The organism is Luteibacter sp. E-22 (assembly GCF_049913125.1).
Taxonomy (GTDB): Bacteria; Pseudomonadota; Gammaproteobacteria; order Xanthomonadales; family Rhodanobacteraceae; genus Luteibacter.
The window spans coordinates 4,193,954-4,217,992 of the sequence record NZ_CP183975.1 but is presented as its reverse complement, the minus strand read 5'-3'; the positions used below and the strand labels follow the sequence as shown (position 1 = coordinate 4,217,992).

At 67.3% G+C, this 24,039-nt stretch carries 25 protein-coding genes; 15 read left to right on the top strand and 10 right to left on the bottom strand.

What is annotated here, in order from left to right; all coding sequences use genetic code 11:
• Positions 1–2 precede the first annotated feature (2 nt).
• A complete protein-coding gene (locus ACN9M2_RS18695; protein ID WP_426286110.1) occupies positions 3–266 on the bottom strand; it encodes a hypothetical protein in 264 nt (87 codons plus the stop codon).
• Complete coding sequence (locus ACN9M2_RS18690; RefSeq protein ID WP_426286109.1) at positions 266–535, bottom strand: hypothetical protein; 270 nt, start codon at positions 533–535, stop codon at positions 266–268. The genes ACN9M2_RS18695 and ACN9M2_RS18690 overlap by 1 nt, the downstream gene beginning before the upstream one ends.
• 248 nt (positions 536–783) lie before the next feature.
• On the opposite strand from ACN9M2_RS18690, the gene ACN9M2_RS18685 reads away from it, so the two are divergent.
• From ACN9M2_RS18685 to ACN9M2_RS18655, 7 genes are all read left to right on the top strand, one after another.
• Positions 784–1,218 carry an SPFH domain-containing protein gene (locus ACN9M2_RS18685; RefSeq protein ID WP_426286108.1) on the top strand — a complete coding sequence of 145 codons (435 nt, stop codon included), beginning with the start codon at positions 784–786 and terminating at the stop codon, positions 1,216–1,218.
• A 68-nt stretch (positions 1,219–1,286) separates the two neighbouring features.
• Complete coding sequence (rsmG, locus tag ACN9M2_RS18680) at positions 1,287–1,916, top strand: 16S rRNA (guanine(527)-N(7))-methyltransferase RsmG (protein ID WP_426286107.1); 630 nt, start codon at positions 1,287–1,289, stop codon at positions 1,914–1,916.
• Between the two features lie 104 nt (positions 1,917–2,020).
• Positions 2,021–2,869, top strand: coding sequence for a ParA family protein (locus tag ACN9M2_RS18675; protein WP_426286106.1), 849 nt, complete (start codon positions 2,021–2,023; stop codon positions 2,867–2,869).
• 9 nt (positions 2,870–2,878) lie between these two features.
• A complete protein-coding gene (locus ACN9M2_RS18670; RefSeq protein WP_371024426.1) occupies positions 2,879–3,751 on the top strand; it encodes a ParB/RepB/Spo0J family partition protein in 873 nt (290 codons plus the stop codon).
• A 23-nt stretch (positions 3,752–3,774) separates the two neighbouring features.
• The gene (locus tag ACN9M2_RS18665) at positions 3,775–4,308 is read left to right on the top strand and encodes a sigma-70 family RNA polymerase sigma factor (protein WP_426286105.1); all 534 of its coding nucleotides are present in this window, start codon (positions 3,775–3,777) and stop codon (positions 4,306–4,308) included.
• Complete coding sequence (locus tag ACN9M2_RS18660) at positions 4,305–5,039, top strand: DUF3379 family protein (RefSeq protein ID WP_426286104.1); 735 nt, start codon at positions 4,305–4,307, stop codon at positions 5,037–5,039. Before ACN9M2_RS18665 ends, ACN9M2_RS18660 begins: the two co-directional genes overlap by 4 nt.
• An 80-nt stretch (positions 5,040–5,119) precedes the next feature.
• The gene (locus tag ACN9M2_RS18655; protein WP_371024429.1) at positions 5,120–5,836 is read left to right on the top strand and encodes a glycosyltransferase; all 717 of its coding nucleotides are present in this window, start codon (positions 5,120–5,122) and stop codon (positions 5,834–5,836) included.
• Between the two features lie 170 nt (positions 5,837–6,006).
• Here ACN9M2_RS18655 and ACN9M2_RS18650 read toward each other — a convergent pair whose 3' ends face one another.
• Together ACN9M2_RS18650 and ACN9M2_RS18645 are read right to left on the bottom strand one after the other, a co-directional pair.
• Positions 6,007–6,948 (bottom strand): patatin-like phospholipase family protein, encoded by a 942-nt coding sequence (locus tag ACN9M2_RS18650; RefSeq protein WP_426286103.1) that lies wholly within the window; start codon positions 6,946–6,948, stop codon positions 6,007–6,009.
• Positions 6,949–6,957: 9 nt separating this feature from the next.
• Complete coding sequence (locus tag ACN9M2_RS18645) at positions 6,958–7,947, bottom strand: helix-turn-helix transcriptional regulator (protein WP_306848655.1); 990 nt, start codon at positions 7,945–7,947, stop codon at positions 6,958–6,960.
• Positions 7,948–8,165: 218 nt separating this feature from the next.
• On the opposite strand from ACN9M2_RS18645, the gene ACN9M2_RS18640 reads away from it, so the two are divergent.
• Positions 8,166–9,092: a hypothetical protein gene (locus tag ACN9M2_RS18640; RefSeq protein ID WP_426286102.1), complete on the top strand. Its 927-nt coding sequence runs from the start codon at positions 8,166–8,168 to the stop codon at positions 9,090–9,092.
• An 81-nt stretch (positions 9,093–9,173) separates the two neighbouring features.
• Positions 9,174–10,031, top strand: coding sequence for a DUF481 domain-containing protein (locus ACN9M2_RS18635; protein ID WP_426286101.1), 858 nt, complete (start codon positions 9,174–9,176; stop codon positions 10,029–10,031).
• Positions 10,032–10,088: 57 nt separating this feature from the next.
• Here ACN9M2_RS18635 and hemC read toward each other — a convergent pair whose 3' ends face one another.
• The 5 genes from hemC to ACN9M2_RS18610 all read right to left on the bottom strand — a co-directional run bounded on the left by hemC (position 10,089) and on the right by ACN9M2_RS18610 (position 15,671).
• On the bottom strand, positions 10,089–11,009 hold the full coding sequence (gene hemC, locus ACN9M2_RS18630) for a hydroxymethylbilane synthase (RefSeq protein WP_426286100.1): 921 nt from the start codon (positions 11,007–11,009) through the stop codon (positions 10,089–10,091).
• Positions 11,010–11,092: 83 nt separating this feature from the next.
• Complete coding sequence (locus ACN9M2_RS18625; protein ID WP_426286099.1) at positions 11,093–11,806, bottom strand: LytR/AlgR family response regulator transcription factor; 714 nt, start codon at positions 11,804–11,806, stop codon at positions 11,093–11,095.
• Positions 11,784–12,851 (bottom strand): sensor histidine kinase, encoded by a 1,068-nt coding sequence (locus ACN9M2_RS18620; RefSeq protein ID WP_426286098.1) that lies wholly within the window; start codon positions 12,849–12,851, stop codon positions 11,784–11,786. Before ACN9M2_RS18620 ends, ACN9M2_RS18625 begins: the two co-directional genes overlap by 23 nt.
• A gap of 44 nt (positions 12,852–12,895) precedes the next feature.
• Positions 12,896–13,564: an alpha/beta hydrolase gene (locus ACN9M2_RS18615; RefSeq protein WP_426286097.1), complete on the bottom strand. Its 669-nt coding sequence runs from the start codon at positions 13,562–13,564 to the stop codon at positions 12,896–12,898.
• Positions 13,565–13,568: 4 nt separating this feature from the next.
• Positions 13,569–15,671 carry a prolyl oligopeptidase family serine peptidase gene (locus ACN9M2_RS18610; RefSeq protein ID WP_426286096.1) on the bottom strand — a complete coding sequence of 701 codons (2,103 nt, stop codon included), beginning with the start codon at positions 15,669–15,671 and terminating at the stop codon, positions 13,569–13,571.
• A 170-nt stretch (positions 15,672–15,841) separates the two neighbouring features.
• Between ACN9M2_RS18610 and ACN9M2_RS18605 the strand changes: the two genes are divergently transcribed.
• From ACN9M2_RS18605 to ACN9M2_RS18590, 4 genes are all read left to right on the top strand, one after another.
• Positions 15,842–18,310, top strand: a complete 2,469-nt coding sequence (locus tag ACN9M2_RS18605; RefSeq protein WP_426286095.1) for a S9 family peptidase — start codon at positions 15,842–15,844, stop codon at positions 18,308–18,310.
• 45 nt (positions 18,311–18,355) lie between these two features.
• On the top strand, positions 18,356–21,016 hold the full coding sequence (locus ACN9M2_RS18600) for an ATP-binding protein (RefSeq protein ID WP_426286094.1): 2,661 nt from the start codon (positions 18,356–18,358) through the stop codon (positions 21,014–21,016).
• Positions 21,013–21,711 (top strand): response regulator, encoded by a 699-nt coding sequence (locus ACN9M2_RS18595; protein WP_426286093.1) that lies wholly within the window; start codon positions 21,013–21,015, stop codon positions 21,709–21,711. Before ACN9M2_RS18600 ends, ACN9M2_RS18595 begins: the two co-directional genes overlap by 4 nt.
• Positions 21,712–21,862: 151 nt before the next feature.
• Complete coding sequence (locus ACN9M2_RS18590; RefSeq protein ID WP_426286092.1) at positions 21,863–22,216, top strand: hypothetical protein; 354 nt, start codon at positions 21,863–21,865, stop codon at positions 22,214–22,216.
• Positions 22,217–22,325: 109 nt separating this feature from the next.
• Here the strand turns inward: ACN9M2_RS18590 and ACN9M2_RS18585 are convergent, their stop codons facing one another.
• Positions 22,326–23,117 carry an AraC family transcriptional regulator gene (locus ACN9M2_RS18585; RefSeq protein WP_426286091.1) on the bottom strand — a complete coding sequence of 264 codons (792 nt, stop codon included), beginning with the start codon at positions 23,115–23,117 and terminating at the stop codon, positions 22,326–22,328.
• Between the two features lie 143 nt (positions 23,118–23,260).
• Here ACN9M2_RS18585 and ACN9M2_RS18580 point away from each other — a divergent pair, with 143 nt between their 5' ends.
• Both ACN9M2_RS18580 and ACN9M2_RS18575 read left to right on the top strand, forming a co-directional pair.
• Positions 23,261–23,503, top strand: a complete 243-nt coding sequence (locus ACN9M2_RS18580; protein ID WP_426286090.1) for a hypothetical protein — start codon at positions 23,261–23,263, stop codon at positions 23,501–23,503.
• 76 nt (positions 23,504–23,579) lie between these two features.
• Positions 23,580–24,038 (top strand): MarR family winged helix-turn-helix transcriptional regulator, encoded by a 459-nt coding sequence (locus ACN9M2_RS18575; protein WP_426286089.1) that lies wholly within the window; start codon positions 23,580–23,582, stop codon positions 24,036–24,038.
• Position 24,039 lies beyond the last annotated feature (1 nt).

The following is a 24,039-nucleotide window of genomic DNA, read 5'->3' as shown; positions in this document are numbered from 1 at the left end:
GGTTATAGCCCCGGCATCGTGTGCTTGGCGAGGAACAGCGCGGCGAACGCGGCAAGGTTGGCCACGGCCAGCCATGCCCAGGCGCGGGCGCCACTGCGGAAAAGGAAGGTGGCGGCCATGATCCCGACCCACAGTGGGAAGAAGATCACCATCATCGGAATGACCACCGACTCGCTCGAATGCGGCCAGAGCCAGATCGCCACCGCGACCAGGGCCATGGACAGCGGCAGGCCGAGCACGATGCCGGCGAAGGTCTTGGCGAGCATCAGCGTGGCTTCCGTTCGGTGGCCGGACGGAACAGCCAGGTGATGTAGGGCAGGGCGACGGCACCCAGCATCAGGGCGGTCAGCGCCGAGAAAATGCCCGGAAGAGACGTCTCCCCGACGATCCAGGCGGCCAGCGCCGCGATGGCGAGCGCGCCGGCACCGAGACGGGCGGGGCGCCCGAGCGGCCGTGGCAACAACCGTTGGTTTCGCGAGGCCAGATAGGCGAGGGCCATGGCGATGAAAGCTGCCACGCAGCCGAGGAGATTCATGGGCGAGACCGGCGACAAGGACTGATTGATAATTATTATCATTTACCGGCAGGCGGTCAAACCTGCGCCAATCGCAGCGAATTGCTCAAGTTTTGACCAACCCGTCCGTTAACTGAATAGGGGGCATTGGTAAAACTAGCGTTAACCCCCTCTGTTAAATTAGAATTAACACCCCAACGATCATCGCGATGCAGCGTCTCGCTGTGCGATGCGACAGGAAAAGCCGATAACCGATTGATGTAGCAGCCATGTTGACCACCGCCCTCATTGCCACGACCCTCGTTGCCTTCGCTCTCGCGGCGGCATCGGTTCGTCGCATTCCGGAAGGCCAGGTCTACAGCGTGCGCCGCTTCGGTCGCTCGCCCGCGCTGCTCACCGCCGGCACTCACGTCGTGGTTCCCGTGCTCGATCGCGTCTTCCACAAGATCGATCTCGGCGGCCAGGTACTTCGCTTCGAGGGCGGCACGGTCTATTGGCAGGTGCTCGAACCGGAAGTCGCCGACGAAGTCATCGACGAGGCGCCCGAGCTTATCCGCAGCAACGTCGTCGCCGCTCTTCGCGATACCGCCACGAGCCACCCGGCCGACCGCCGCGCCGTCGGCACCCAGCTCAAGCACGCCATGAACGGCTCGCTCCGGGCGCGCGGCATGCTGGTGACCCGCGTCGAACTCGACGCCGCCTGATCCCCCGCGCTGGCGCCATCGCGCCGGCGCTTCCATACTCTTGCGCCCTCGCCTCACCCTGGTGCCGCATGACCGCGCGCGAAGCCTTGCAAGCCCAACTCGAACGCGGCATCGCCGCCCTGGGTGCGACCCTGCCCGATGAGGCGGTCGACCGCCTGCTCGATTATCGGGAGCTGCTGGAGCGCTGGAACTCGGCCTATAACCTCACGGCCGTGCGCAACGCCGACGAGATGGTCTCCCGCCACCTGCTCGATTCGCTGGCGATCCTTCCTTATGTCCACGGCCGCAGCCTTGCCGATCTCGGCACCGGTCCCGGCCTGCCGGGCATTCCGCTAGCCATCGCGGAGCCGGCGCGCGAGGTGCTCATGGTGGATTCCAACGGGAAGAAGGTCCGCTTCCTGCGCGAGGCGATCCGCTCGCTGAAGCTGGTCAACGCCAAGGCCTTGCAGAGCCGTGTCGAGGACGTCGAAGGCACGTTCGAATGCGTCACGGCCCGGGCCTTCGCCTCCCTTGCCGACATGCTCGGCTGGGGTGGTCATCTGTTGGCGCCGGACGGTGTCTGGCTCGCGATGAAGGGCAAGCATCCGGCGGAGGAACTGGATGGCGTGCCGGAGGGGTTCCGCGTGGAGGCGATTCACGCCCTGGGCGTGCCTGGCGTCGATGGGGAGCGGCACCTCGTGGTGATCCGGCGAGCCTGATCGCCTGCGTCCGGTGCCGCGGAAGCCGCTCCCGATCCCAAGGCCCGCCCCATCGAAGATGCTACGCTAACGCCCTTTCCGCGCACGGTAGCTACCGGTACTCCATGGCCCGCATCCTCGCAGTCGCCAACCAGAAGGGCGGTGTCGGCAAGACCACCACCTCCGTCAACCTCGCCGCGGCCCTGGCCGCCGCGAAGCGCAAGGTGCTGCTCGTCGACCTCGATCCGCAGGGCAACGCCACGATGGCCTCGGGCGTGGACAAGCACGAAGCCAAGCCGAACGGCTGCGAAGTGCTGCTGGACGAAGCCGCCATCGGCGACGTGCTGGTACGCACCGAAGCAGGCTTCGACCTGCTGCCGGGCAATGGCGACCTCACCGCCGCCGAACTCAAGCTGATGGACGGCCTGGCGCGCGAGCATCGCCTGAAGGAGCAGCTGGCGAAGATATCGGACAGGTACCACACCATCCTGATCGACTGCCCGCCCTCGCTGCACCTGCTCACCCTGAATGCGCTGACCGCGGCCGATGGCGTGCTGATTCCGGTGCAGTGCGAGTACTTCGCCCTGGAAGGACTGTCGAGCCTGCTCGACACGATCTCGGCCGTGCGCCAGCGGCTGAATCCGAAACTGGAAGTCGAAGGCCTCCTGCGCACCATGTACGACGTGCGCAACAACCTCGGCAACGAGGTATCGGCGCAGCTCACCCAGCACTTCGGCGAGAAGGTGCTTCGCTCGATCATCCCGCGCAACGTGCGCCTGGCCGAGGCACCCAGCCACGGCCAGCCGATCCACCTGTACGACCGCGGTTCGCGTGGCGCCATCGCCTATATCGGCCTCGCCGGCGAGATCATCCGTCGCGAGCGCGCGATGAACGCGCATGATGCCGGCGAGATCGCGAACGATCTCGACGAAGCCGCATCCGATGCCAGCGGCGCGACCCCGACGACCCCTTAAGGAGCACCCATGGCAGCAGCGAAGAAACGTGGACTCGGCCGTGGCCTCGACGCCTTGCTCGGCGGCGGCGCGGGTCCCGACGCCGCCCCCTCGATCGTCGAGCAGGAAGGCGAACTGCGCTTGTTGCCGATCCATCAGATACAGGCGGGCAAGTACCAGCCGCGACGCCACTGGAACGACGAGGCGCTCGACGAACTGGCCGCCTCGATCAAGGCCCAGGGCCTCATCCAGCCCGTGGTGGTCCGCGCGATCGGCAAGAACAGCTACGAGCTGATCGCAGGCGAACGCCGCTGGCGCGCGGCCCAGCGTGCCTCGATGAGCGAGATTCCCGCCCTGGTGAAGGACGTGCCCGAGCAGTCCGTGCTGGCCATGGCGCTGATCGAGAACATCCAGCGCCAGGAGCTCACTCCGCTTGAGGAAGCCCAGGCCTTGCAGCGCCTGATCGATGAGTTCGACCTCACCCACCAGCAGGCCGCCGATGCCGTCGGCCGCTCGCGCGCGGCGGTCTCCAACCTGCTCCGCCTGATCGAACTGCCCGCCTCCATCAAGCAGCTGCTCGACGAAAGCAAGCTGGAGATGGGCCATGCCCGCGCACTGCTCACCTTGCCGGCCACCATCGCCGAACCCCTGGCGCTGGAAGCGGCGCGCAACGGCTGGACGGTGCGCGAGCTGGAGGAAGCCGCACGCAAGGCCCAGCTGGCGCCGAAGGGCAAGGCCAAGTCGGCCGCCATCGATCCGAACATCGCCAATCTCGAACGCGAACTGGCCGAACGCTTCGCCACCCGCGTCGAACTCGCCCATGGCCGTGGCGGCAAGGGCAAGCTGGTCATCCACTACCACAGCCTCGACGAGCTGGATGGCATCCTCACCAAGGTCCGCTGAGCGCGATCTGTAAGGAAATGCGCATGGCGCCGGTCCATGAGGGTGTGAATCCGAAGCAGCGCCAGTACGAAGCCATGGTGCGTGCCCTGTCGGCGGACCTCTACCGGTACGCCTTCTGGCTGTCGCGCTCCGAGACGGTCGCCCAGGACCTCGTCCAGGAGACCTTCCTGCGCGCGTGGAAAAATCTCGACAGCCTCCGTGACGCCGAATTGGCGAAGCCCTGGCTGATCACCATCCTGCGCCGCGAGCACGCACGCCTCTACGAACGCAAGCGCCTGGACACCGTGGAACTGGACGACAACGTGCCCGAAGACGCCGCCTTCGCCAGCCCCGAACGCAGCGGCGACGCCGCGCAGGTGCGCGAGGCCATGTTGAAACTGCCGGACAAATACCGCGATCCGCTCGCCATGCAGGTGCTCGGCGGAATGACGTGCGAGGAGATCGCCGAAAGCACGGGTCAGCAACCGGGCGCGGTGATGACCCAGCTGTTCCGGGCCCGCCAGCGCCTGAAGGATCTGCTCGGCGGTCGTGCCCTGGCCGAGGGGGGCCGGAAATGAATTGCCTCGAATTCCGCCGCCGGATCGGCGCCGAGCCTCGCTCGCGCGATCCCGAGATTCTCGCCCACCGCGACAGCTGCAAGGATGGATGCGCGGCGTTCTGGCAGCGTGCCCAGCGCTTCGAGGACGATCTTGAGGCCGCCCTCGCCGTGCCTGTGCCCGAAGGCCTCGCCGATCGCATCCTGCTGGCCCAGGCCACCGGTGAACGGCACCGCCAGGTGGGACGGCGGCGTGCCTGGATGGCGATGGCCGCGTCGGTCCTGATCGCCTTCACCGGCGTCGGGATGCTCTGGCGCCATGCCGACCTCAACTCCCTGCCGGCCCTTGCCGTGGCGCACATGCCGGAGGAAATGGACGCCATGAGCCTTACCCAGCCGATGACCGACGCCCAGGTCGAGGCCGGTTTCATGGGGCGCGCCACGCGGCTGAAGGGCCCCGCTCCGGCCGGCGTCACCTACGTGCACGACTGCACGGTCGGTCCGTATCCGGCGGTGCATGTGGTCACGCGGATGAACGACGAGCCGGTGGTCGCCCTGTACATGCCCGGCAAGATGGTCGACAAGACCACCGAGTTCCATCGCGATGGCTGGGACGGTCGCCAGGTGGCGCTCAGTGGCGGCACCCTGGTGGTGATGGCGCAGGGCGCGAGCCGGAAGTCGCGGGATGCGGTGGAGCGCGGCTGGCGAGCCGCCATCGAGGGTCCTGTCGCCCAGGCCGTGGGCCGGATCTGAACGATTGCCACGCCGGCGGCCCCATCCGGCGCGGGTTGGGCGATAATGCCGCCCCGAATCCTCCTGCCTCCGGAACCGCGATGACCGACCTCGCCGTGGTCGTGCCCGTCTTCAACGAGCGCGACAACATCCCGCCCCTTCTCGCCGAGATCGCTTCGGCCCTGCGCGGACGGATCGACTTCGAGATCATCTACGTCGACGACGACAGCACCGACGATAGCGTGGCCGTGCTCACCGCCGCGCGCGCGCAGTACCCGGAACTGCGGATCGTCCGCCATCTCACCCGCAGCGGGCAGAGCACGGCCGTGTGGAATGGCGTTCGCGCCGCGCGCGCGCCGTGGATAGCCACGCTCGATGGCGACGGCCAGAACGATCCCGCCGATATCCCCAAGTTGCTGGCCGCCCGCGAGGGCGCCACGCCGGAACTGAAACTGTTCGCCGGCTGGCGCGTCACCCGGCGCGACAGCTTCAACAAGCGCATCTCGTCGAAGGTCGCCAACGCCGTGCGTTCGCGCATGCTCCAGGACGACACGCCCGACACCGGCTGCGGGCTGAAGCTGTTCGAGCGCGAGACCTTCCTGCGCCTGCCCTACTTCGACCACATGCATCGATACCTCCCGGCCCTGGTCAAGCGCGCCGGCTTCGCCAGCCAGAGCGTGCCGGTGGGCCACCGTCCGCGCACGGCGGGCACGTCCAAGTACGGCATGCTCGATCGTCTGTGGGTCGGTCTCGCCGATCTTCGCGGCGTGGCATGGCTGATGCGCCGCGCCAAGGTCACGCGCACCGAAGAGGTCTAAACGCGGCTTGGGCCGGGCCTCTGGTGGCAACCGCAAACCCGCCGGGAGCCGACCCTGTTGGTACCTTGTCGGAACCTTGTGGGAGCCGACTTTGTCGGCGATCCCGCGGCAGCGGGCCCGATTGAGGCAAGCACCCATCGCCGACAAGGTCGGCTCCCACCAGGCGGCGGCTAGCGGAAGGTTGCTCGCGGGGTCCAGTGGTCCAGCGCGCGCGCCGTCCGCTCTCGCCCCAGTTCGATCAATTCGCGTGCGCGATAGAACTCGTACACGGTGGAAACGTTGCGCGGGATCTCGATCAGCAGGTCGGGCGGATAGGCGGCCAGGCGCAGCCGCGAAAGATTGGCCTGCATGAGGTCCATGGACTGCGTCATCAGTTCGAACGCGCCCGGGTCCCTGACCTTGGTTTCGCCTTGTGGCAGCACGCGCCCGATCAAGCGGCCCAGGCGTGCGGTATAGCCCTTGTCGGCCACGGCGGCGACATCGCGTTCGGGTGGCTGCTGCATCTCGGCCGCGCCGTCCACGCTCACGGCCATGACGTAATCGGCGTCCTCGCGCATCAGGGGCAGCACGGGCAGCGGGTTGAGCAAGGCTCCGTCGACCAGGCGCCGGCCCTCATGCGTGTAGGGGCGGAACAGCGTGGGGATCGCGATCGAGGCGCGGATCGCGTCGAACAGCGGTCCGCGGGTGAGCCATACCTCGCGTTCCCGGTCGATGTCGGTGGCCACCGCCGTGTACGTGATCGGCAAGTCCTCGATGTTCACCTCGCCGATCAACTCGCGCAGGGCGGCCATGATCCGGTCGCCCTTGATGAACCCACCACCGGAGAAGCTCCAGTCCACCAGGCGCAGGACGTCGAAGCGGGCCAGCGTGGAGACCCAGTCGCGGTAGATATCGAGCTTGCCCATGGCGTAGATGCCGCCGATGAGCGCGCCCATCGAGGTACCGGCGACGGCGACGATCTCGAAGCCGCGTTCCTCCAGTTCCTCGATGGCGCCGATGTGGGCAAGACCCTTGGCCGCACCCGCGCCCAGTGCCAGGGCGACCCGGGGTTTACGCGGCTCGCCGGTGGTGGCGGGCAGGGCGCCGGGATCGGCGATGTCGAGGTCGCTCATGGAACCTGCTTAATGACGGTTGCCGTTGCCCTGGTACCCGGAAAGGGCCAGTTGCAGCAGGATCTTCATTTCCTCGCGCAAGGGCAGCGGCGAGACGATCTCGGCATCCGGACCGTATTTGAGCACGTCCATCAGCAGCTCGCGCGAGTTCGAGTACGGCACTTTCAGTTCGTAGCGGCCATCGGGCAGCCACTCGCCCTTCTGTTGGGAATGCCAGTGCTCGTCCGCCACCCAGCGTGCGGCGTGCGAAGAGAAACGAATGGTCGCCCAGGCTTTCGGCTTGCCGGCGAAGATGCCGTAGCTGGAGGCGAGCAGGTCGTTGAGTTCCGCCTCTTCCACGTCTTTCGCCTTCGCATCCAGCGCCTGCGGTTCGGCGATGCGGTCCACCGCGAAGCTGCGTAGCGCCTCGCGATCGTGGTCCCAGACATCGAGGTACCAGTTGTCGCGGTAGTGGGTCAGGCGTTGTGGCGACACGGTGCGCTTCGTATCGGAGTTCGTCGTGCGCGCGCGGTAGCGAAAACTCAGCTGGCGGCGTTCGAGCACGGCGCCGGCGACCATGCGGAACACTTGCTGGTCCATCTTGCGCGCGCCCCAGGAGATCACCCGGATGCGGTCGACGGGCAGGGCCTTGCCGCTGCCATGGTCGGAGAGCAGTCGCTCGATGCGCGCCTTGAAAGGAGCCAGCGCTCCGGCCAGCACGCCCGGGTCGGAGCGGCCGATCAGCTCGTTCAGGGCCATGAGGGCGGCCAGTTCGTCGCTGGTCAGCCACAGGCCGGGCAGTTCGAAGCTGTCGCCTTCACCCGCTTCGTAGCGGAACGAGGCCTGCTCGCCGGCAACGCTCTGCACGGGCGCACCCAGCGCATCGCGCAGGAAGGCCACATCGCGATAGAGCGTGGCGCGCGAGCATTCCAGCTCGTCCATCAGCCGCGACAGGGGTACCGGGTAATGGGCCGACTTAAGCAGCCGGTGCAGGGTGAGAATGCGCTCGTAGCGGTCCATGGATGTCGCCGGCAGATGGAGCTTTCGGGAAGTGTGTCCGCGCGGGCGTGATGCCCGTATCTACGCAGGCCAAGCATGGCGGTGGGCGGTGCGCTCCGCAAGGGATGACTGCGGCGCACGGCGTAGGATTTCCCTACCCGTGGGAGTCCCGGGTTTGCGCCCGGCACCAATAGGCGCAAAAATGCAGCCTTTGCGATTCGCCGAAGGCCTCCCCGACCATGGCGGAACCGAACGAGGCGCCCCCCATCGCGCTGGCCCACGGGCGGTCCGATGGCGATGGCGCACTCTCCAGCCTGTTCTCCCTACCGATCGTGGTCGTGCAGACGGCCAGCGCCACCGGTTATGGCCTGTGGATGGTGCTCGGCACCGCCCTGGCCCTGGGCCTCTACCCGGACGGTCGCGGCGACGTGCTCGCCCCGTTGTCGATCGGGCTGGTGCTGGTGGGCGTCGGCCTCGTGGCGACCTGCCTGCGCTTGCCCTTCGCGCCGGAATGGCACGGTTGGAATCCCGTGAAGCGGATGATGCCGACCCCGGAAGGCATGATCGCCATGGCGACCTTCCTGCCGATGCTGGCCTTGGGCGGCCTGGCGCGCGGTGGCAACGATTTCTGGGCGACCCGGCTGGCCGGCGCGGTGCTCATGCTCTGCAGCCTGGCCACCCTGGTCTATACGGCACGCGGCGATTCGCGTGGTCTGCGGGGCCCGGTGGCCTCGATGGCCAATACCCTCCCCCTCGGCCGGACGATCTCCGCCCTCTTCGCCGGTGGCCTGTGGTTCTGGCTCTGCGTCGCATTGCAGGTTGAGACGCCGATCGATCCGTTCAATCCATGGCGACTGGCCCTGCTCGGGGTGGCGCTCTCCCTGGGCCTGGTGGAGGGCATGCGTTGGCGCGCGTTGCGCCAGCTGGCCGAGGAATGCGGCAAGATCGCGAGTATCACGGGCGGGCGTAGCGCGGTCTCGCTGCTTGGTTGGCGCTTTGGCGTAGCGACACTCGCGATCGGATTGCCCTGCCTGTTGTTGATCGCCCATCCGCCTGGTGCGACGCAGGCGTGGGCTGCCGGTCTGGCCGCGTTAAGCTGTGTTGTCGGTCAATGTCTCGAACAGCGGCTCTACGGCCGCGCATACGCCCGGCTGGTCACAAGCTAGGCAAGATCATGGCGCGGGGGCGCGCCGCTGGCCGTCCAGACGGCCAAAAAATACGATTTCCAATCCACATCCGGGTAGACGATGAAAAAACTGCTTATCGCCACGCTCGTCCTCGCCGCGTTGCCGTTCACGGCATCGGCACAGGACGCCAACGCCAATCCGAACCAGGACCCGTCCCAGAATGGCGGCTGGACGGGTTCGGGCGAATTCGGTTTCGCCTCGTCCCGTGGCAACTCCCGCTCCGAGAACGCCAATGCGAAGCTCGGCCTCAGCCAGGAAAACGAGGTCTGGAAGAACAACTTCTTCCTCAACGGATTGCGCTCGAAGGGCGAGGTTTCCGTCACCGACGGCGACGGCAACACCGTCGACAAGTTCAGCACCACCGCGAACCGTTACGACACGGGCGCCTCGGTTGGCTACAAGTTCGATCCGCGCAGCTACGTGGTGACCGCCGCCCGTTACGAGCACGACGATTTCGGCGCCAACCTATGGCAGGGCATCATCTCGGTCGGTTACGGTTACATCGCGCTGAAGAACGAACGCGCCGAGCTGTCGTTCGAAATCGGTCCCGGTTTCAAGCGCTACCAGCCGGCGAAGTCGACCCGCGCGGTGTTGAACGCCGACGGCACGCCGGCTGTCGACGCCGAGGGCAACGCCCTCTCCGAGACCTACACGCCGAGCGCCGAGAGCGAAGTGGTCGGCCGCGGCCTGATCAACGGCAAGTACCGCCTCACCGACAATACGGCGCTGGAAGATACGCTACTGGTGGAAGCGGGCTCGAAGAACCAGTACTACCAGAACGATATCGGCGTCTCGGTCAGCATGACGAAGAAGATGGCGCTCAAGGTCGGCTACCAGATCCGCTACAACAGCGACACGCAGCCGGGCACGGTCAGCACGGACAAGCTGATGACGACCAACCTCGTCTATAACTTCTGACGTTCCGGCTTCGGAAGCATCGCCGACCCTGTCGGCGATGCTCTTCCCCCGAACCCCTCAGCGCTGCGGCTTCAGGAAATCCTCGGCGCCCAGCCCAAGCAGCATCGCCGCCACTTCGTGCCCCAGCTCCACCGGCGTGTCGTCCGTGCTGTCCGCCTGCGCGTGCAGCAGCTCGCCGGTGGCGGCGTTGCCGACCATGCCGTGCAGGGTGAGCCCATGTTCGGCGACGACGCACCATGCGCCGATGGCCACCGCGCAACTGCCGCCGAGCTTTTCGTTCATCGCCCGCTCCGCGTTCACGGCGATGCGGGTTTCCTCGTCTTCCAGCGCCGCAAGCAATTCACTGACGCGCCTGTCGTTCGTTCGGGACTCCACGGCGATCGCACCCTGGCCTGGAGCCGGCAGCCAGCTGGGGCTGGCCAGTCGCGTACGGATGCGCTGGCCGAGGCCGAGCCGCTCCACGCCCGCGCATGCGAGGATGATCGCGTCGTAGTGACCGTCATCGAGCTTGGCCAGCCGCGTGTTCACGTTGCCGCGCAGGTCGAGCAATTGCAGGTCGGGACGCAACGCGCGCAACTGGGCCTGGCGACGCAACGACGAGGTGCCGACGCGGGCACCGTTGGGTAGCTCGGCGAGGTTCGCGTAGTCGTTGGCGATGAAGGCATCGGCGGCGTCGGCGCGTGGCAGGACGGCGGAAAGGGCGAAACCCGGCTCCAGTTCGGCGGGAACGTCTTTAAGGGAGTGCACGGCGATATCCGCGCGATCCTCCAGCATCGCCACCTCCAACTCCTTCAGGAACAGGCCCTTGCCGCCGATCGTGGCAAGCGAGCGATCGAGGATCTCGTCGCCCCGCGTGGAGAGCGGTACCAGTTCGACGACCAGTCTAGGATGCGCCTGGCGCAGCAGGCCGGCCACGTGTTCGGCTTGCCAGAGGGCCAGCGCACTCTTGCGGGTGGCGATGCGGAGTGGTGCGGTCATGGCGGTCCGTACGGGGCTATCGTGAAAGGTGACGATTGTCCCGCAAACCACCTCCGAGCGCAGCGCGGCGGAACATCCCTGCGTCAGGCGCCCGGAGTGCGGAGCAGCTGGCGGATCGCCGGCAGGTTGCGCCGGCTCACCTCGGGGGCGATCTCGGTGCCGGCCAGGCGGGCCAGCACCCGACCGTCGGCCAGTGTCTTCAGTCCCAGCAGCCGCTCGCGCGGAACCAGGCAATTGCGATGCAGGCGGACCAGGCGCTCGCCGTGCGCGGCCTCGAGCTGGCGCAGCGATTCATCGATCAGCCACATGCCGCCGCGATGGTGCACGGCCACGTACTTCTCGTCGGCGAGCAGGTAGAGCACCTCGTCGAGCGCCACGCGCACCTCGTCCGCGCCATGCCTCGCACGCAACCAGGCGCCCCGTTCGGCGTGGGTGGGCTGGCGTCTCGCCATGGCGCGCTCCATCGCCTCATCCAGCCGCTCGGCGCGGACCGGCTTCAACAGGTAGTCCGTCGCGCCGAGGTCGAAGGCGCTGAGCGCGTGTTGCTCGTAGGCGGTACAGAAGATCACCTGGGGCGGCGCGGACAACGTGGCGAGCCGCTTCGCCGCGAGCGTTCCCGTCAGCCCGGGCATTTCGATGTCGAGCAGGACGAGGTCGGGCTTCAACTGGGTGCAAGCCTCCAGCACGGCGTCGCCATCGGCGACTTCGCCCACCACGGTGACGTCCTGGCGGCGGGCCAGCAAGGTACGCAGGCGCATCCGCGCCAGCGGTTCGTCATCGGCGATCAGTACGCGCATGCGCGGACTCCGGCAGGAACAGGGTCACGACGAAACGGTTGTCGTCGGTCTCGGCGCGCACCGTGGCGCGCTCGCCGAAGTGGAAGCGCACGCGTTCACGGACGCTGCGCAAGCCGTGCCCGTTACCCGGGGTGGCGGGCGCGTCGGACAGCGGATTGTCGACCACGATCTCCACGCCACCCGGCACGCGGCGGCCGCCGAGGCGGATCGTCCCTCCCGCGCGGCTGGGCTGAACGCCGTGGCGGATCGCGTTTTCCACCAGCGGCTGCAATAGCAGGCGCGGCAGCGGGAGGTCGTCCGGCACGTCGATGGCGCGCTCCACACGCAGCCGGTCGCCCAGGCGCAACGCCTCGATTTCCAGGTAGCGATCCACCAGCGCCCATTCCTCGCCCAGCGTTCCCACGGACGTCTGGTCGCTGCCCAAGGCGGCGCGGAACAGTTCGGCGAGGTTTTCGACGGTGCGCTCGGCGGCGTCGGGGTCCACGCGGATCAGCGCGGCCACGGCATTCATGCTGTTGAACAGGAAATGCGGCCGGATGCGAGCCTGCAAGGCGGCCACCTGTGCCTGCGCCTCCGCCGCCACGCGTGCCTGCCATTGCGCCACGACATAGAAATAGCGCAGCAGCCCCGCGCCGAGGAGGCCGGTGGCAAGCACGCTGTCGCGCACGAAACGGAATCGCGAAGCCGGGCTGAGACCGGCGCCGAGGTTGTGGTCGATCCAGCCAAGCAGGGTGGCGCTGAGCCCCACCGTGACCACCAGCAGCAGCCAGACGGCGGCGTAAGGCCACAGCCAGGGCAACCGCTGCATCCAGGGGCGCAACTTGCACAGCGCCACCGTCAGCAACATCGACAACCAGCTGGTGAACAACACGGCGATGCAATAGTCGCGCAGGTCACCGTCGTTACCCGGCGCGAGCCACATCAGGGTGACGGTGAGCGCACCCACCACCAGCAGTGCGAACAGTACCGGCAGGCTGCAGAAATCGGGCAGCGGCGCCGATGGCGGACGTGGATGGGCGGGACTGACGGACGGGGTGGCTGGCATGCGGCGAGTATGCCGGATGCTCCCCGGCGCCAGCGCGCGGCCGATCACGCGTCGGCGAAACGCTCCGCGAGCCAGGCGCGAATGTCAGCGATCTCCGCCAGGCTGACCTGGTGGCCCATGGGGTAGCTATGCCAGTCGATGCGATGCCCGAGCGTTTCCAGGGCCCGGCGCGATTGCTCGCCCAGGGCCATGGGCACGATCGGGTCGGCACTGCCATGCCCCCAGAAGATCGGCGTGGCGTGGTTCGCACCGCTTCGTTCCGCCTCGATCGTCTCGTGCAGGGGCAGGTAGGCCGACAGCACCAGGATGCCGGCCAGCGACTCGCGATGACGGAGTCCCGCCGAAAGCGCCATCGCGCCGCCCTGGGAGAAACCGGCCAGCACGATGCGCGACGCGGGCACGCCACGTTCCACCTCGCGCGCGATCAGGGTTTCCACGTCGGCGATCGAGGCGCGGATGCCTTCGACATCCTGCTTGTCGGCGATCGCGAGGCCCTTGATGTCGTACCACGCGCGCATGGGCATGCCGCTGTTCACCGTCACCGGCCGGACCGGCGCATGGGGGAACACGAAGCGTATGCCCGGCCATGCCGGGTCGACCAGCTCGGGCACGATCGGCGCGAAGTCGTCGCCGTCCGCGCCCAGGCCATGCAGCCAGATCACCGACCAGACGGGCGAAGGACGGGTTTCGCGTTCGACGGTGGGCAGCGGCATGCTCTTATTCCCCCAATCCGAGTTCGGTCGCGAAGAAGGTCATCGACAGCGCCTGGTTGCCCACCCGCTGGCTGAAGGGTGCGCCGATGCCGTGGCCGGCATTCATGCGCGTGAGCAACAGCACCGGCTGGCCAGAGGTCCTGGCGTCCTGCAGGGCGGCGGCGAACTTGCGCGACTGCCAGGGCGCCACGCGCGGGTCGTTCGCACCCGTGGTCAACAACACGGCCGGGTACTTCGTGCCCTTCTTCACGTTGTGCAGGGGCGAATACGCCAGCATGGCCTTCGCGATCGCCGGGTCCTTGACCGAGCCGTACTCGCTCACATTGTACGGTCCGTTCGCAAAAGCGGTTTCGTGGCGCGGCACGTCGTAAATGCCCACGGCACCCACCACCGCGCGGTATTGCTCGGGATGCTGGGTCAGCGCCGCACCCATCAACAATCCACCGTTGCTGCCGCCGAGGATGCCCAGGTGGCCCGTGTCGGTCCACTTCGTGTCGATCAGCGCCTGCGACGCCGCGTAGAAGTCGTCGAACACGTTCTGCTTGCGCTGCTTCTGGCCCTGCTCGTGCCAGGCCTCGCCGAACTCGTTGCCGCCGCGGATGTTGGCGTAAGCCAGCACGCCACCACGTTCCAGCCACGCCAGGTTCGGGCCGACGAACCCCGGGGTGACCGGAATCCCGAAGCCACCATAGCTATAGAGGATGGTGGGACGCTTGCCGTTCGGCGTGATGCCGTCCATCGCGATCACGGTGACCGGGATCTTGCTGCCGTCCTTCGAGGTGCCTTCCACGCGGGTGACGCGAATCTTCGAATAGTCTGCGGCCGGCTTCACTTCGAAGATGGTCTTCAGCGAGCCGCTGGCGCCGTCGTACTCGGCCCAATGCGTGGGCGTGGTCCATCCCGCATACGAGATCAACGCCTTGTCCTGGCCCTTTTCCGACGCCACGCCGCCGATGGCCACGCCTGTGGCCGGAAGCGGCACGCGGCGCACGAAGCCCGCTTTCGCGTCGTACTGGTCGGCCCACCAGTCGGGGCCGGCACTGCGCACGACGAGGAAACCATCGCCGAGCGGCGTCACATGCTGGATGGCGCCTTCGCCTTCGGCGAGAACATCGACGGCCTTGCCATCGGCTCCTATCGTGACGATCTTGCCGCGCGGTGCGCCGGCGAAGGTCACCACGTAGAGGCGGTCGCCCACCCAGCTGGCCGAACGCACATCGGCCTCGTGGCCCAGCACGCGCTTGAATTCGCCCGTGCCTTCGCGCAGGTAGACCTCGGCGGGACCGCCGTCTCCTTCATTGGCGAGCAACGCGGTGGACTTGCCGCCTTCGCCCTCCATGAGGATGTACTCGGCCACGTGCGAGTAGCCCTTGCCGAACACGATACGGTCCTTCGCCACGGGCTGGCCGATCACGTGGTGGGCGAGGTAGGCGTCGAACTCGCGCAAGGGTTTGCCTGCGGTCGGCGCGTCGAAACGCGCGTAGATCACGCCTTTTTCGTCGACATCCCAGGCCAGCGCTTGCGGCGTGGTGCCACCGCCGGCGAATGGCAGTTCGTCGCCGAGCGGCTTGCCGGTCTTCGTATCGAGGATATGGATGGTGGTGAGCTCGCTTCCGCCTTCGGCCGTTCCGTACGCGAGGTAGCGGCCGCTCGGTGACGGCCAGTAGGCCGTGATGGCCGTGTTGCCGTCACCTTTGTTGAGATCCACCAGCGTGCGTGTCTCGCCATCGGGCCAGGCCTTCGCCACGAGCACGGGCTGGGGCTGCGGCGGCGTGTTCTCGAAGTAGAACAAGGTGCCGCCCGCCAGCGTCGGCGACGAGCGTGTCGTGGAGGTGATCGACAACTCGCGGATGCGCGCGCTCAACGTCTTGCCCAGTGGCATCGCGCCGATGGTGGCTTCGGTGTACGCGTTCTGCGCCTCGATCCACTTCGTCACGTCGGGCGCACCGGGGTTCTCCAGCCAGCGGTACGGATCGTTCACCGGCTGCCCCGCGAGGGTTTCCGACACCACGCGTTTCGGTGTGGACGGCGGCTGGGGCGCGGCGGCGTGCGCGGCGAAGGCGACGAACAGGCTGGCGGCAAGCAGGCGTGGAACGATGGCGCGCATGGGTGGACTCCGGGGGAGGAACACCGAGCGTAGCAAAGCGCGCCGCGTCGCGACCCTGCCGAGCGTTGGGTTGGCGGTCCTGATGGGTGGGCTGTGTAGCCGGGTCGGTTCCCACCGAATAAGGGGGGCGCGCTATGCTCGACCGATTTGCCCGACCCGGAAACCGCACGATGCGTGTATTTGCCGCCGCCCTGCTCACCGTCCTTGCCACCGGACCAGCCGTCGCTGCCACGCACGGCCCAGCCGCGCAGGCCTCCACCGAAGCGCAGGCCCCCGCCGCCGCGCCCGCGGCGCCGCTGGACATGGAAACGATCATGGCCAATCCGGACTGGATCGGCCCGCCGGTGGAAGATGCTTACTGGGGCGTCGACGGCAGCCAGGTCTACTACTCGCTCAAGCGCGATGGCAGCCCGGTGCGCGATCTATGGCGCGTGCCGGCGAGCGGCGGCACGCCGGAACAGTTGGACCCGGCGGCCGCCGCGAACGCCGACGGAGGCACCCCCGTGTTCGACCGGGAACGCCGGCACGCCGCCTTCGTCCGCCATGGCGACATCTTCCTGCGCGATCTCGCCACGGGCGCCACCGTGCAGCTGACCCGCACGGCGGCCAAGGAGCGCGATCCGCGTTTCTCCATCGATGGCCGCCTGCTGACCTTCCGCGCCGACAACGATTGGTTCACCTATGCGCTGACCGGTGGGCCGGTGGTGAAGGCCGCGGACCTCGAAGAGAAGGACGATCCGAAGGCGAAGAAGCCGGACGACCTGGCCGACGACCAGCAGTCGCTGTTCAAGACGCTGCGTGGGCTGCGTGCCGACGAAGAGGCGATGAAGACCGATGCCGACGCGCTGGCCGCGGCCGATCCAGGCCGCGCGCCGAAGCCCTTCTGGCTCGGCAAGAACGTGAGCATCGCCGACACCTCGTTGTCGCCGGACGGCCGCTGGATGCTGGTGGTGACCCAGGCCAAGGACGCGGATGCGGGAAAGATCGCCGACCTCACCCATTACGTGACCGAATCCGGCTACGCGGAAACCGAGGCGACGCGTGCCTACGTCGGTCGCAACGATCCCGCGCCACAAACCCTGCGACTGCTCGACCTGAAGACGCACGCCACGTTCGAGCTCGACACGGCCACGCTGCCCGGCATCGGCGACGATCCGCTGGCGGACATCCGTGCAAGGACCATCGCCGCATTGCGCAAGGATGGCAAGGGCGACCGTGCCGATGCGCTCGCCGCACCGAAGAAGCGGCCTGTCATCGTCAACGGTGAATACAGTCCCGGCATGGTCTGGAGTGACGATGGCGGTGAAGTGGCCGTGCAGCTGCGCGCCGTCGACAACAAGGATCGCTGGATAGCGACGGTGGATTTCGACCGCCATGCGCTCGTCGCCCGACACCGCCTCACCGACAAGGCGTGGATCAATTGGGACGGTAACGATTTCGGCTGGCTGCGCGATGGCCGCACCCTCTGGTACCTGAGCGAGGAATCGGGTTACGCACAGCTCTACACCAAGCCCCTCGGTGGAAAGGCCAGGGCGGTGACGTCGGGCCGTTTCGAAGTGGATCACCCCGTGCTCAGCCCCGACGGCACGCGCTTCTACGTGCGCGCGAACAAGGTGGCGCCGTATAGCTACGACATCTATGGCGTGCCGGTGACGGGTGGCGATCTCGTCCGGATCACCCGGTTCCAGGGCCTGGACGATTTCAGCCTGTCGCCGGATGGCAGCCGTCTCGCGGTGCTGCACTCGGCGCCGTACGTGCCATCCCAGCTGGCCGTGGTCGGCGTGGATGGCACGGCCGCGCACGAGCTCACCGATACGCGCAAGCCGGCGTATGCGGCGCGTGACTGGATCGCGCCGAAGATCGTCGAGGTACCCTCGCGGCACGGTGCGGGGACGATATGGGCGAAGTTCTACGGCCCCGCCGACGCGGCCGCGGCGGCGTCCCGCCCGGCGGTGATCTTCGTCCACGGCGCGGGCTACCTGCAAAACGTCCATCTGTCCTATCCGGCTTATTTCCGCGAGCAGATGTTCCACAACCTGCTGGTGCAGCGTGGCTACGTGGTGCTCGACATGGACTACCGCGCCTCCAAGGGCTACGGCCGCGACTGGCGTACCGCGATCTACCGGCGGATGGGTCATCCCGAACTGGACGATCTGCTCGACGGCAAGGCCTGGCTGGTGGAACGGCAAGGCGTGGACCCGAAGCGCGTAGGCATCTACGGTGGCAGCTATGGAGGCTTCATGACTCTCATGGCCTTGTTGCGGGCGCCGGGAGAATTCGCCGCGGGCGCCGCGCTCCGGCCGGTGACCGACTGGACCAGCTATAACCACGAGTACACCTCGAACATACTCAACGACCCGCAGCTGGACCCCGAGGCGTACACGGCCAGCTCACCCATCCGTTATGCCGAAGCCCTGGCCGATCCGCTATTGATCGAGCATGGCCTGATCGACGACAACGTGCTGGCCAGCGATTCCGTCCGCCTGTACCAGCGCTTCATCGAACTACACAAGAAGAACTTCTGGATGTCGCTCTATCCGATGGAGCGGCATGGCTTCGTGCATGCCGATTCGTGGTACGACGAGTACCGCCGCATCGACGAACTGTTCCGCGACTCGTTGGAAAACCGGTCGCGCTGAGCCTCGCAACGCGCTAACGTATTCCTTTCCTGACGGCAAGCATCCATGGCCGACGCCCGAGATATCCGCGCCGACGCGCTCCTCAACGAGATGAAGGACGGCGACGGGCAGCGCCTGAAGGTTTTCCTGGGCGCCGCGCCGGGCGTGGGCAAGACCTTCGCGATGCTGTCCGCGGCGCGCGACCTGCGCCGGCAAGGGATCGACGTGGTGGCCGGGCTGGTCGAGACGCATGGCCGCGCCGACACGGCGGCCCTCCTCGAAGGCATCGAGGTGTTGCCCCCGCGGATCGTGCGCTATGCCGGACGCGAGTTCAGCGAGTTCGACCTGGAAGCCGCGCTGGCGCGCAAGCCGGCGGTGCTCCTTGTCGACGAACTGGCCCATACCAACCTGCCGGGAGGGCGTCACGAGCGTCGCTGGCAGGACATCGCCGAATTGCTCGATGCCGGTATCGAGGTCTACACGGCGCTCAACGTGCAGCACCTGGAAAGCCTCAACGACCAGGTTCGCCGGATCACCGGCGTGGCCGTGCGCGAGACGGTGCCCGATGCGTTCCTCGATCGCGCGCGCGACATCGTGCTGGTGGACCTGCCGCCGCGCGAACTCATCGGCCGCCTGCAACAGGGCAAGGTCTACGTGCCCGAGACCGCGGCCGTCGCGCTCGATGCCTTCTTCTCGCCGACCAACCTCGCCGCCTTGCGTGAGTTGGCGGTGGAGACCGTGGCCGCTCATGTGGAAAGCGACCTGCGCGGACACATGCTCGCCCGTGGTGGCGCCATGCCGGTGCGACGCCGCGTGATGGTGGCGATCGACGGTGCGACGCAGAGCGAATACCTGGTGCGCATCACCCGGCGCATCGCCGAAAGACGCGGCGCGCCCTGGAGCGTGCTCTTCGTCGATCGCGGTGGCGTGGACGGCGAACGCCGCGAGCGCGTGGATGCGGCGATGCGGCTGGCGCGCCGCCTGGGCGGCGAAGCGGAGATCCTGCGCGGTCACGCTGTCGCCGACGAATTGCTGGCATGGGCCAATCGGGAGGGCGTGGGCCAGATCATCGTGGGCCGCACGCGCGAACGGCCGATCGCCCGGCGGCTTGGCTTTTCGTTGACCCAGCAGCTGCTTCGCCGCGGCGCACACCTGGAACTCACGATCGTCGCCACGCCAGTGGAGCGCGCCAAGGCGCGCCGACGCCTGCGTTTCGCCGATGGGAACGGTTCGCGCCGCGAGTACGCCATCGCCACGGCGGCCACCGCGGTGGCGATGGCGCTGTCGTTCGTGGCGGACCGCTTCCTGTCGGTCGCCAACCTCTCGCTGATCTTCCTTACCGCCGTGCTGTTCGTCGCGGTGCGCACGCGCATGGCGGTGGCGGTCTTCACGGCCCTGCTCTGCTTCCTTGGCTACAACTTCTTCTTCGCGCCGCCCCGCTACACGCTGGTGATCGCCAACGCGGACGACGTGCTCGCCGTGGTGTTGTTCCTGGTCGCCGCGCTGGTCTGCAGCCGGCTCGCGACGCGACTGGCAGGGCAAGTCACTTCCCTGCGCGCGGCACAGGTGCGCGCCCGGGCGCTGGTCGCCCTGGGCCAGCAGCTGGCGACCTCGGCCGATGCCGATGGCGTGCGCGCGGTCGCCGCCCGCGCCCTCGCGCGCACGCTCGACATCGACGTGGCGGTGCTGGCGCGGGACGCATCGGGGGACCTTGCGATCGCCGCGTCGGTACCCGATACCTTCGCGCTTTCGACACAGGATCTCGCCGCCGCCGATTGGAGCGAAACCCACGCCGAGCCGGCCGGACGCTACACCGATACGCTCAACGGTGCCGCATGCTGGGTGCTGCCGCTGGGTGCCGACGGCCGCCGTGCGGGCGTCGTCGCGTTACGTTTCCCTTCCGGACAGGGCGAGCCGGACGCCGACCGGCGCGGCCTGGCCCTGGCCATGGTCCAGGACGTGGGACAGGCACTGGATCGTGCGCGGCTCGCCACGGAACTGGAGAGCGCACGCGTGCAGGGAGAGACCGAGCGTCTGCGCAACGCGCTGCTTTCGTCGGTCTCGCACGACCTGCGCTCGCCACTCGCCTCGATGATCGGTGCCGCCGGCACGTTGCTGAGCTACGACACGCAGTTGCCGGACAACGAACGCCTCGAATTGCTGCAAGCCATCCTGGGTGAAGGCCAGCGCCTCGACCGTTACATCCAGAACCTGCTCGACATGACGCGCCTGGGCCACGGCACGCTGAAACTCAATCGCGATTGGGTGGATGCCGGGGAGATCGTGGTCGCCGCCGTGGGACGCATGCGCAAGCTGTTCCCGGATGTGCGCGTGGACGTACACCTGCCCGGGGATACGGTCCTGTTGCACGTCCATCCCGCCCTTATCGAGCAAGCCCTGTTCAACATCCTCGAGAACGCCGCGCGTTTCTCGCCGGTGAACGAGCCCGTGCGCGTGATCGTGCGGACCGAGGCCGGCCGCTTGCTCGTCGATGTGATCGATCGCGGCCCGGGCATTCCCGAGGACGAGCGGGCGCGGATCTTCGACATGTTCTATTCGGTGTCGCGTGGCGATCGCGGCGGACAGGGCACGGGGCTGGGTCTTGCGATCTGCCGCGGCATGATCGGCGCGCACGGGGGTGGCGTCGAGGCTTTGCCCAGTACGGGTGGTGGCACGACCATTCGCATCTCGCTGCCCTTGCCGCCACCGCCGGACGACCGCCCATGAATCCGACCGCTCCCCGCGTGCTCGTGATCGACGACGAGGCACAGATCCGCCGTTTCCTCGACATCGGCCTTCGCGCCGAGGGCTACCAGGTGTTCCTGGCCGCTACTGGCGAGGAAGGCCTGGGGCTCGCCGCCACGCAATCGCCCGACCTGGTCATCCTCGACATCGGCCTGCCCGACCGTGAAGGTCACGACGTGTTGCGGGAGTTGCGCCAGTGGAGCCAGGTGCCCGTGTTGATGCTCTCGGTGCGCGATGCGGAAGCGGAAAAGGTGAAGTCGCTGGACAGTGGTGCGAACGACTACGTGACCAAGCCGTTCGGTATCCAGGAACTGATGGCGCGTCTGCGGGTGCTCCTCCGGCAGGGTGCGAAGGCGGGACAGTCGGAGGCGCCGGTGCGATACGACGACGGCACGTTGTCGATCGATCTCGCTCGACGGGAGGCGATCCTCGAAGGGCAGGCCGTCGCCCTCACGCGCAAGGAGTTCGCGGTGCTGTCCTTGCTCGTCCGCCATCCTGGCCGCGTGGTCAGCCAGCAACAGATCCTGCGTGAAGTGTGGGGGCCCACGCATACGCACGACACCCATTACCTACGCATCGTGATGGGCAAGCTGCGGCAGAAGCTGGGCGACGATCCTTCCGCACCGCGCTGGTTGAAGACGGAACCGGGTGTCGGCTATCGCTTTCCCGCGAACTGATCGTTCGTCCTCACGCCAGCTTCATATCCGTCGCCACGCGCGTGATCCCCATCACAGCCCGGGCCTTCCGGGCCATTTCTCAGACTAGTCCGATGTTCTTCCCCGGCGCGGGCGTGCAGCCTCACGCGTTCCTTCCCGCATGGAGCATCGCGTGCACCGTTTGCCACCTATCGCCGTATCGATCGTCGCCACCGCCGTTGCCATCGGCATCATCTACACGTCCCGCGCCACCGAGGTGGACTGCACCGACGAGCACTACGTTGCCGGAGAGCGGTCGCTGCCGACGCACGACGAAGCGCTGGCTCAGTGCCGCGAGGAAGAGCAGGCGATGACCGATGACAGGAACGGCCACTACGAGAAAGAGCGCTCCTGCTACGACGTGACGCCGCCGGGCACGCACGGTCCGTGGAAGCACGGACGTATCGCCGTGGACGTGATCGAGCGGCAGAGCGGCGATGCATACACGTTCGAGGCATTGTGGATGTGCAAGCCGTCGACCGACTAAGGAAGGCTCTGGTGGGAGCCGACCTTGTCGGCGATCCCGCGGCAGCGGGCCAGGTCAGGCAAGCACCATCGCCGACAGGGCCGGCTCCCACCATGTCGGTTTTCGACCGTCAGGCACTCATGGCCTGACGCGCCAGGTAGCGCCCGGGTGAATCGCCGAAGGCCTTGCGAAACATCGCCACGAAGGCGCTCGGCGTGGCGTAGCCGAGCGCGTCGGCCACGATCGATACCGGTTCGCCGTGGGCCAGGCGTTCGAGGGCACGGGTAAGCCTTGCCTGTTGTCGCCACTGCGCCACGCTGCACTGGGTTTCCTGGCGGAACAGGCGTGTGAGCGTGCGCACGGACATGCCGGCCCAACTGGCCCATTCCTCGATGCCGCGCGTGTCGTCCGGGCGTTCGAACATCGCCATCGCGATGCGCCGCAAGCGCCGGTCGACCGGCATGGGCAGGTGCAATTGCTCAACGGGCGCACGGCGCATCTCGTCGAGCATGACGGCGAAGAGCCGGTCCCTCTCCGGTTCGCTTTCCGCATGCCTGGGCCAACCCGCGGCACGCTTGATGATCGCGCGGAACAGGTCGTTCACCCCCACGACGCAGGGCCGGTCCGGAAGCCCCGCCGCGGCGCACGGCGCGATGAATACGCCCCAGGCGTGGCTTGGACCAGCGATGCTGACCGTATGCATCTCCCCCGGCGGCATCCAGCCGGCACGATGCGGTGGCAGCAGCCATGAGCCGTGCTCCGTCCGCGTGATGACAAGGCCCTGTTCCACATAGAAAAACTGGCCTCGCACGTGGCTGTGCCAGTCGGTTTCCTCAAGCGGGATTTCACCGCGCGCCTCGTAGGCGATGAGCGGCGGACCATCGGCGCTTTCCAGTAGGGCGTGCAGGTTCTCGTCCAGCATTTGGCCATTTCTCGACATAACTTGGCCAGATAACGATATCAGGCCGATAGCTTCCATGGCTAACATTTGCACTCCCAACTAAGTGTTCCGGCGTGGCGGCTTCTCGCCACGCTCAGGGACCATCGACGCCGGAGATCGTCCCCATGATCCGTCTCGTCACCCGCGACTACAGTGAATTGGGCGAAGGCCAGGAGGCAGGCGAAGCCCTGGTGACCTTCGTGGCCTGTGCCCACGCCATGCTCGATCCGAGCACCCCCGAAGACCAGGTCAGGCGGCTGGAACCGCGCCTCCTGGCCCAACTGCCCACCCTGAAAGCCCTCGGGATATTCGACCTGTTCGACGTACGCGACCCTGCCCTGGCCGCCCTGCTGGCCGACGAGCCTTAGCCGTTGCCGCACGGGAATATCTGCCGCACGCATATTTGCCTTGACAACTATATTTTTGGCAATAGAATGTGCGGCTATGAACAACAGTGTATGCCCCACCCCCGACGGCAGGGATAGCCTCGGCTCCCTGATCGGCATGGTCCGGAGCGAGATCGTGCGAGCGATCGAGTCCGACCTCGCCGCGCAAGGGGCGGACCTGAAGTTCACCCAGTTCCATGTGCTCAAGCGCCTGGCGGTGTTCGGGCCGATGTCCGCGACCGAACTCGCCCGCGCGGTGGACGTGGACGGTGGCGCGATGACGCGACAGCTCGACCAGCTGGAAGCCAAGGGTTACCTGCGCCGCCAACCGCACCAGCAAGACCGGCGCGCGTTGAGGATCGAGCTGACCGAGGCGGGCGAAGCGCTCTGGCGGCACTTGTACGAAAGCAACGTGGCGACGCTCGAACGCGCCCAGCGCGACCTTTCCGCGGAAGAGCGCGAGCGCCTGCACGATTACCTGGGGCGCGTGCTCAACGCGCTCCGCGAAAAAGACTGAT

What these genes read in the sequence shown, in the direction of transcription:
- ACN9M2_RS18695 (WP_426286110.1), bottom strand. Translation starts at nt 266, where the DNA reads ATGCTCGCCAAGACCTTCGCCGGCATCGTGCTCGGCCTGCCGCTGTCC.
- ACN9M2_RS18690 (WP_426286109.1), bottom strand. Translation starts at nt 535, where the DNA reads ATGAATCTCCTCGGCTGCGTGGCAGCTTTCATCGCCATGGCCCTCGCC.
- ACN9M2_RS18685 (WP_426286108.1), top strand. Translation starts at nt 784, where the DNA reads ATGTTGACCACCGCCCTCATTGCCACGACCCTCGTTGCCTTCGCTCTC.
- rsmG (WP_426286107.1), top strand. Translation starts at nt 1,287, where the DNA reads ATGACCGCGCGCGAAGCCTTGCAAGCCCAACTCGAACGCGGCATCGCC.
- ACN9M2_RS18675 (WP_426286106.1), top strand. Translation starts at nt 2,021, where the DNA reads ATGGCCCGCATCCTCGCAGTCGCCAACCAGAAGGGCGGTGTCGGCAAG.
- ACN9M2_RS18670 (WP_371024426.1), top strand. Translation starts at nt 2,879, where the DNA reads ATGGCAGCAGCGAAGAAACGTGGACTCGGCCGTGGCCTCGACGCCTTG.
- ACN9M2_RS18665 (WP_426286105.1), top strand. Translation starts at nt 3,775, where the DNA reads ATGGCGCCGGTCCATGAGGGTGTGAATCCGAAGCAGCGCCAGTACGAA.
- ACN9M2_RS18660 (WP_426286104.1), top strand. Translation starts at nt 4,305, where the DNA reads ATGAATTGCCTCGAATTCCGCCGCCGGATCGGCGCCGAGCCTCGCTCG.
- ACN9M2_RS18655 (WP_371024429.1), top strand. Translation starts at nt 5,120, where the DNA reads ATGACCGACCTCGCCGTGGTCGTGCCCGTCTTCAACGAGCGCGACAAC.
- ACN9M2_RS18650 (WP_426286103.1), bottom strand. Translation starts at nt 6,948, where the DNA reads ATGAGCGACCTCGACATCGCCGATCCCGGCGCCCTGCCCGCCACCACC.
- ACN9M2_RS18645 (WP_306848655.1), bottom strand. Translation starts at nt 7,947, where the DNA reads ATGGACCGCTACGAGCGCATTCTCACCCTGCACCGGCTGCTTAAGTCG.
- ACN9M2_RS18640 (WP_426286102.1), top strand. Translation starts at nt 8,166, where the DNA reads ATGGCGGAACCGAACGAGGCGCCCCCCATCGCGCTGGCCCACGGGCGG.
- ACN9M2_RS18635 (WP_426286101.1), top strand. Translation starts at nt 9,174, where the DNA reads ATGAAAAAACTGCTTATCGCCACGCTCGTCCTCGCCGCGTTGCCGTTC.
- hemC (WP_426286100.1), bottom strand. Translation starts at nt 11,009, where the DNA reads ATGACCGCACCACTCCGCATCGCCACCCGCAAGAGTGCGCTGGCCCTC.
- ACN9M2_RS18625 (WP_426286099.1), bottom strand. Translation starts at nt 11,806, where the DNA reads ATGCGCGTACTGATCGCCGATGACGAACCGCTGGCGCGGATGCGCCTG.
- ACN9M2_RS18620 (WP_426286098.1), bottom strand. Translation starts at nt 12,851, where the DNA reads ATGCCAGCCACCCCGTCCGTCAGTCCCGCCCATCCACGTCCGCCATCG.
- ACN9M2_RS18615 (WP_426286097.1), bottom strand. Translation starts at nt 13,564, where the DNA reads ATGCCGCTGCCCACCGTCGAACGCGAAACCCGTCCTTCGCCCGTCTGG.
- ACN9M2_RS18610 (WP_426286096.1), bottom strand. Translation starts at nt 15,671, where the DNA reads ATGCGCGCCATCGTTCCACGCCTGCTTGCCGCCAGCCTGTTCGTCGCC.
- ACN9M2_RS18605 (WP_426286095.1), top strand. Translation starts at nt 15,842, where the DNA reads ATGCGTGTATTTGCCGCCGCCCTGCTCACCGTCCTTGCCACCGGACCA.
- ACN9M2_RS18600 (WP_426286094.1), top strand. Translation starts at nt 18,356, where the DNA reads ATGGCCGACGCCCGAGATATCCGCGCCGACGCGCTCCTCAACGAGATG.
- ACN9M2_RS18595 (WP_426286093.1), top strand. Translation starts at nt 21,013, where the DNA reads ATGAATCCGACCGCTCCCCGCGTGCTCGTGATCGACGACGAGGCACAG.
- ACN9M2_RS18585 (WP_426286091.1), bottom strand. Translation starts at nt 23,117, where the DNA reads ATGCTGGACGAGAACCTGCACGCCCTACTGGAAAGCGCCGATGGTCCG.
- ACN9M2_RS18580 (WP_426286090.1), top strand. Translation starts at nt 23,261, where the DNA reads ATGATCCGTCTCGTCACCCGCGACTACAGTGAATTGGGCGAAGGCCAG.
- ACN9M2_RS18575 (WP_426286089.1), top strand. Translation starts at nt 23,580, where the DNA reads ATGAACAACAGTGTATGCCCCACCCCCGACGGCAGGGATAGCCTCGGC.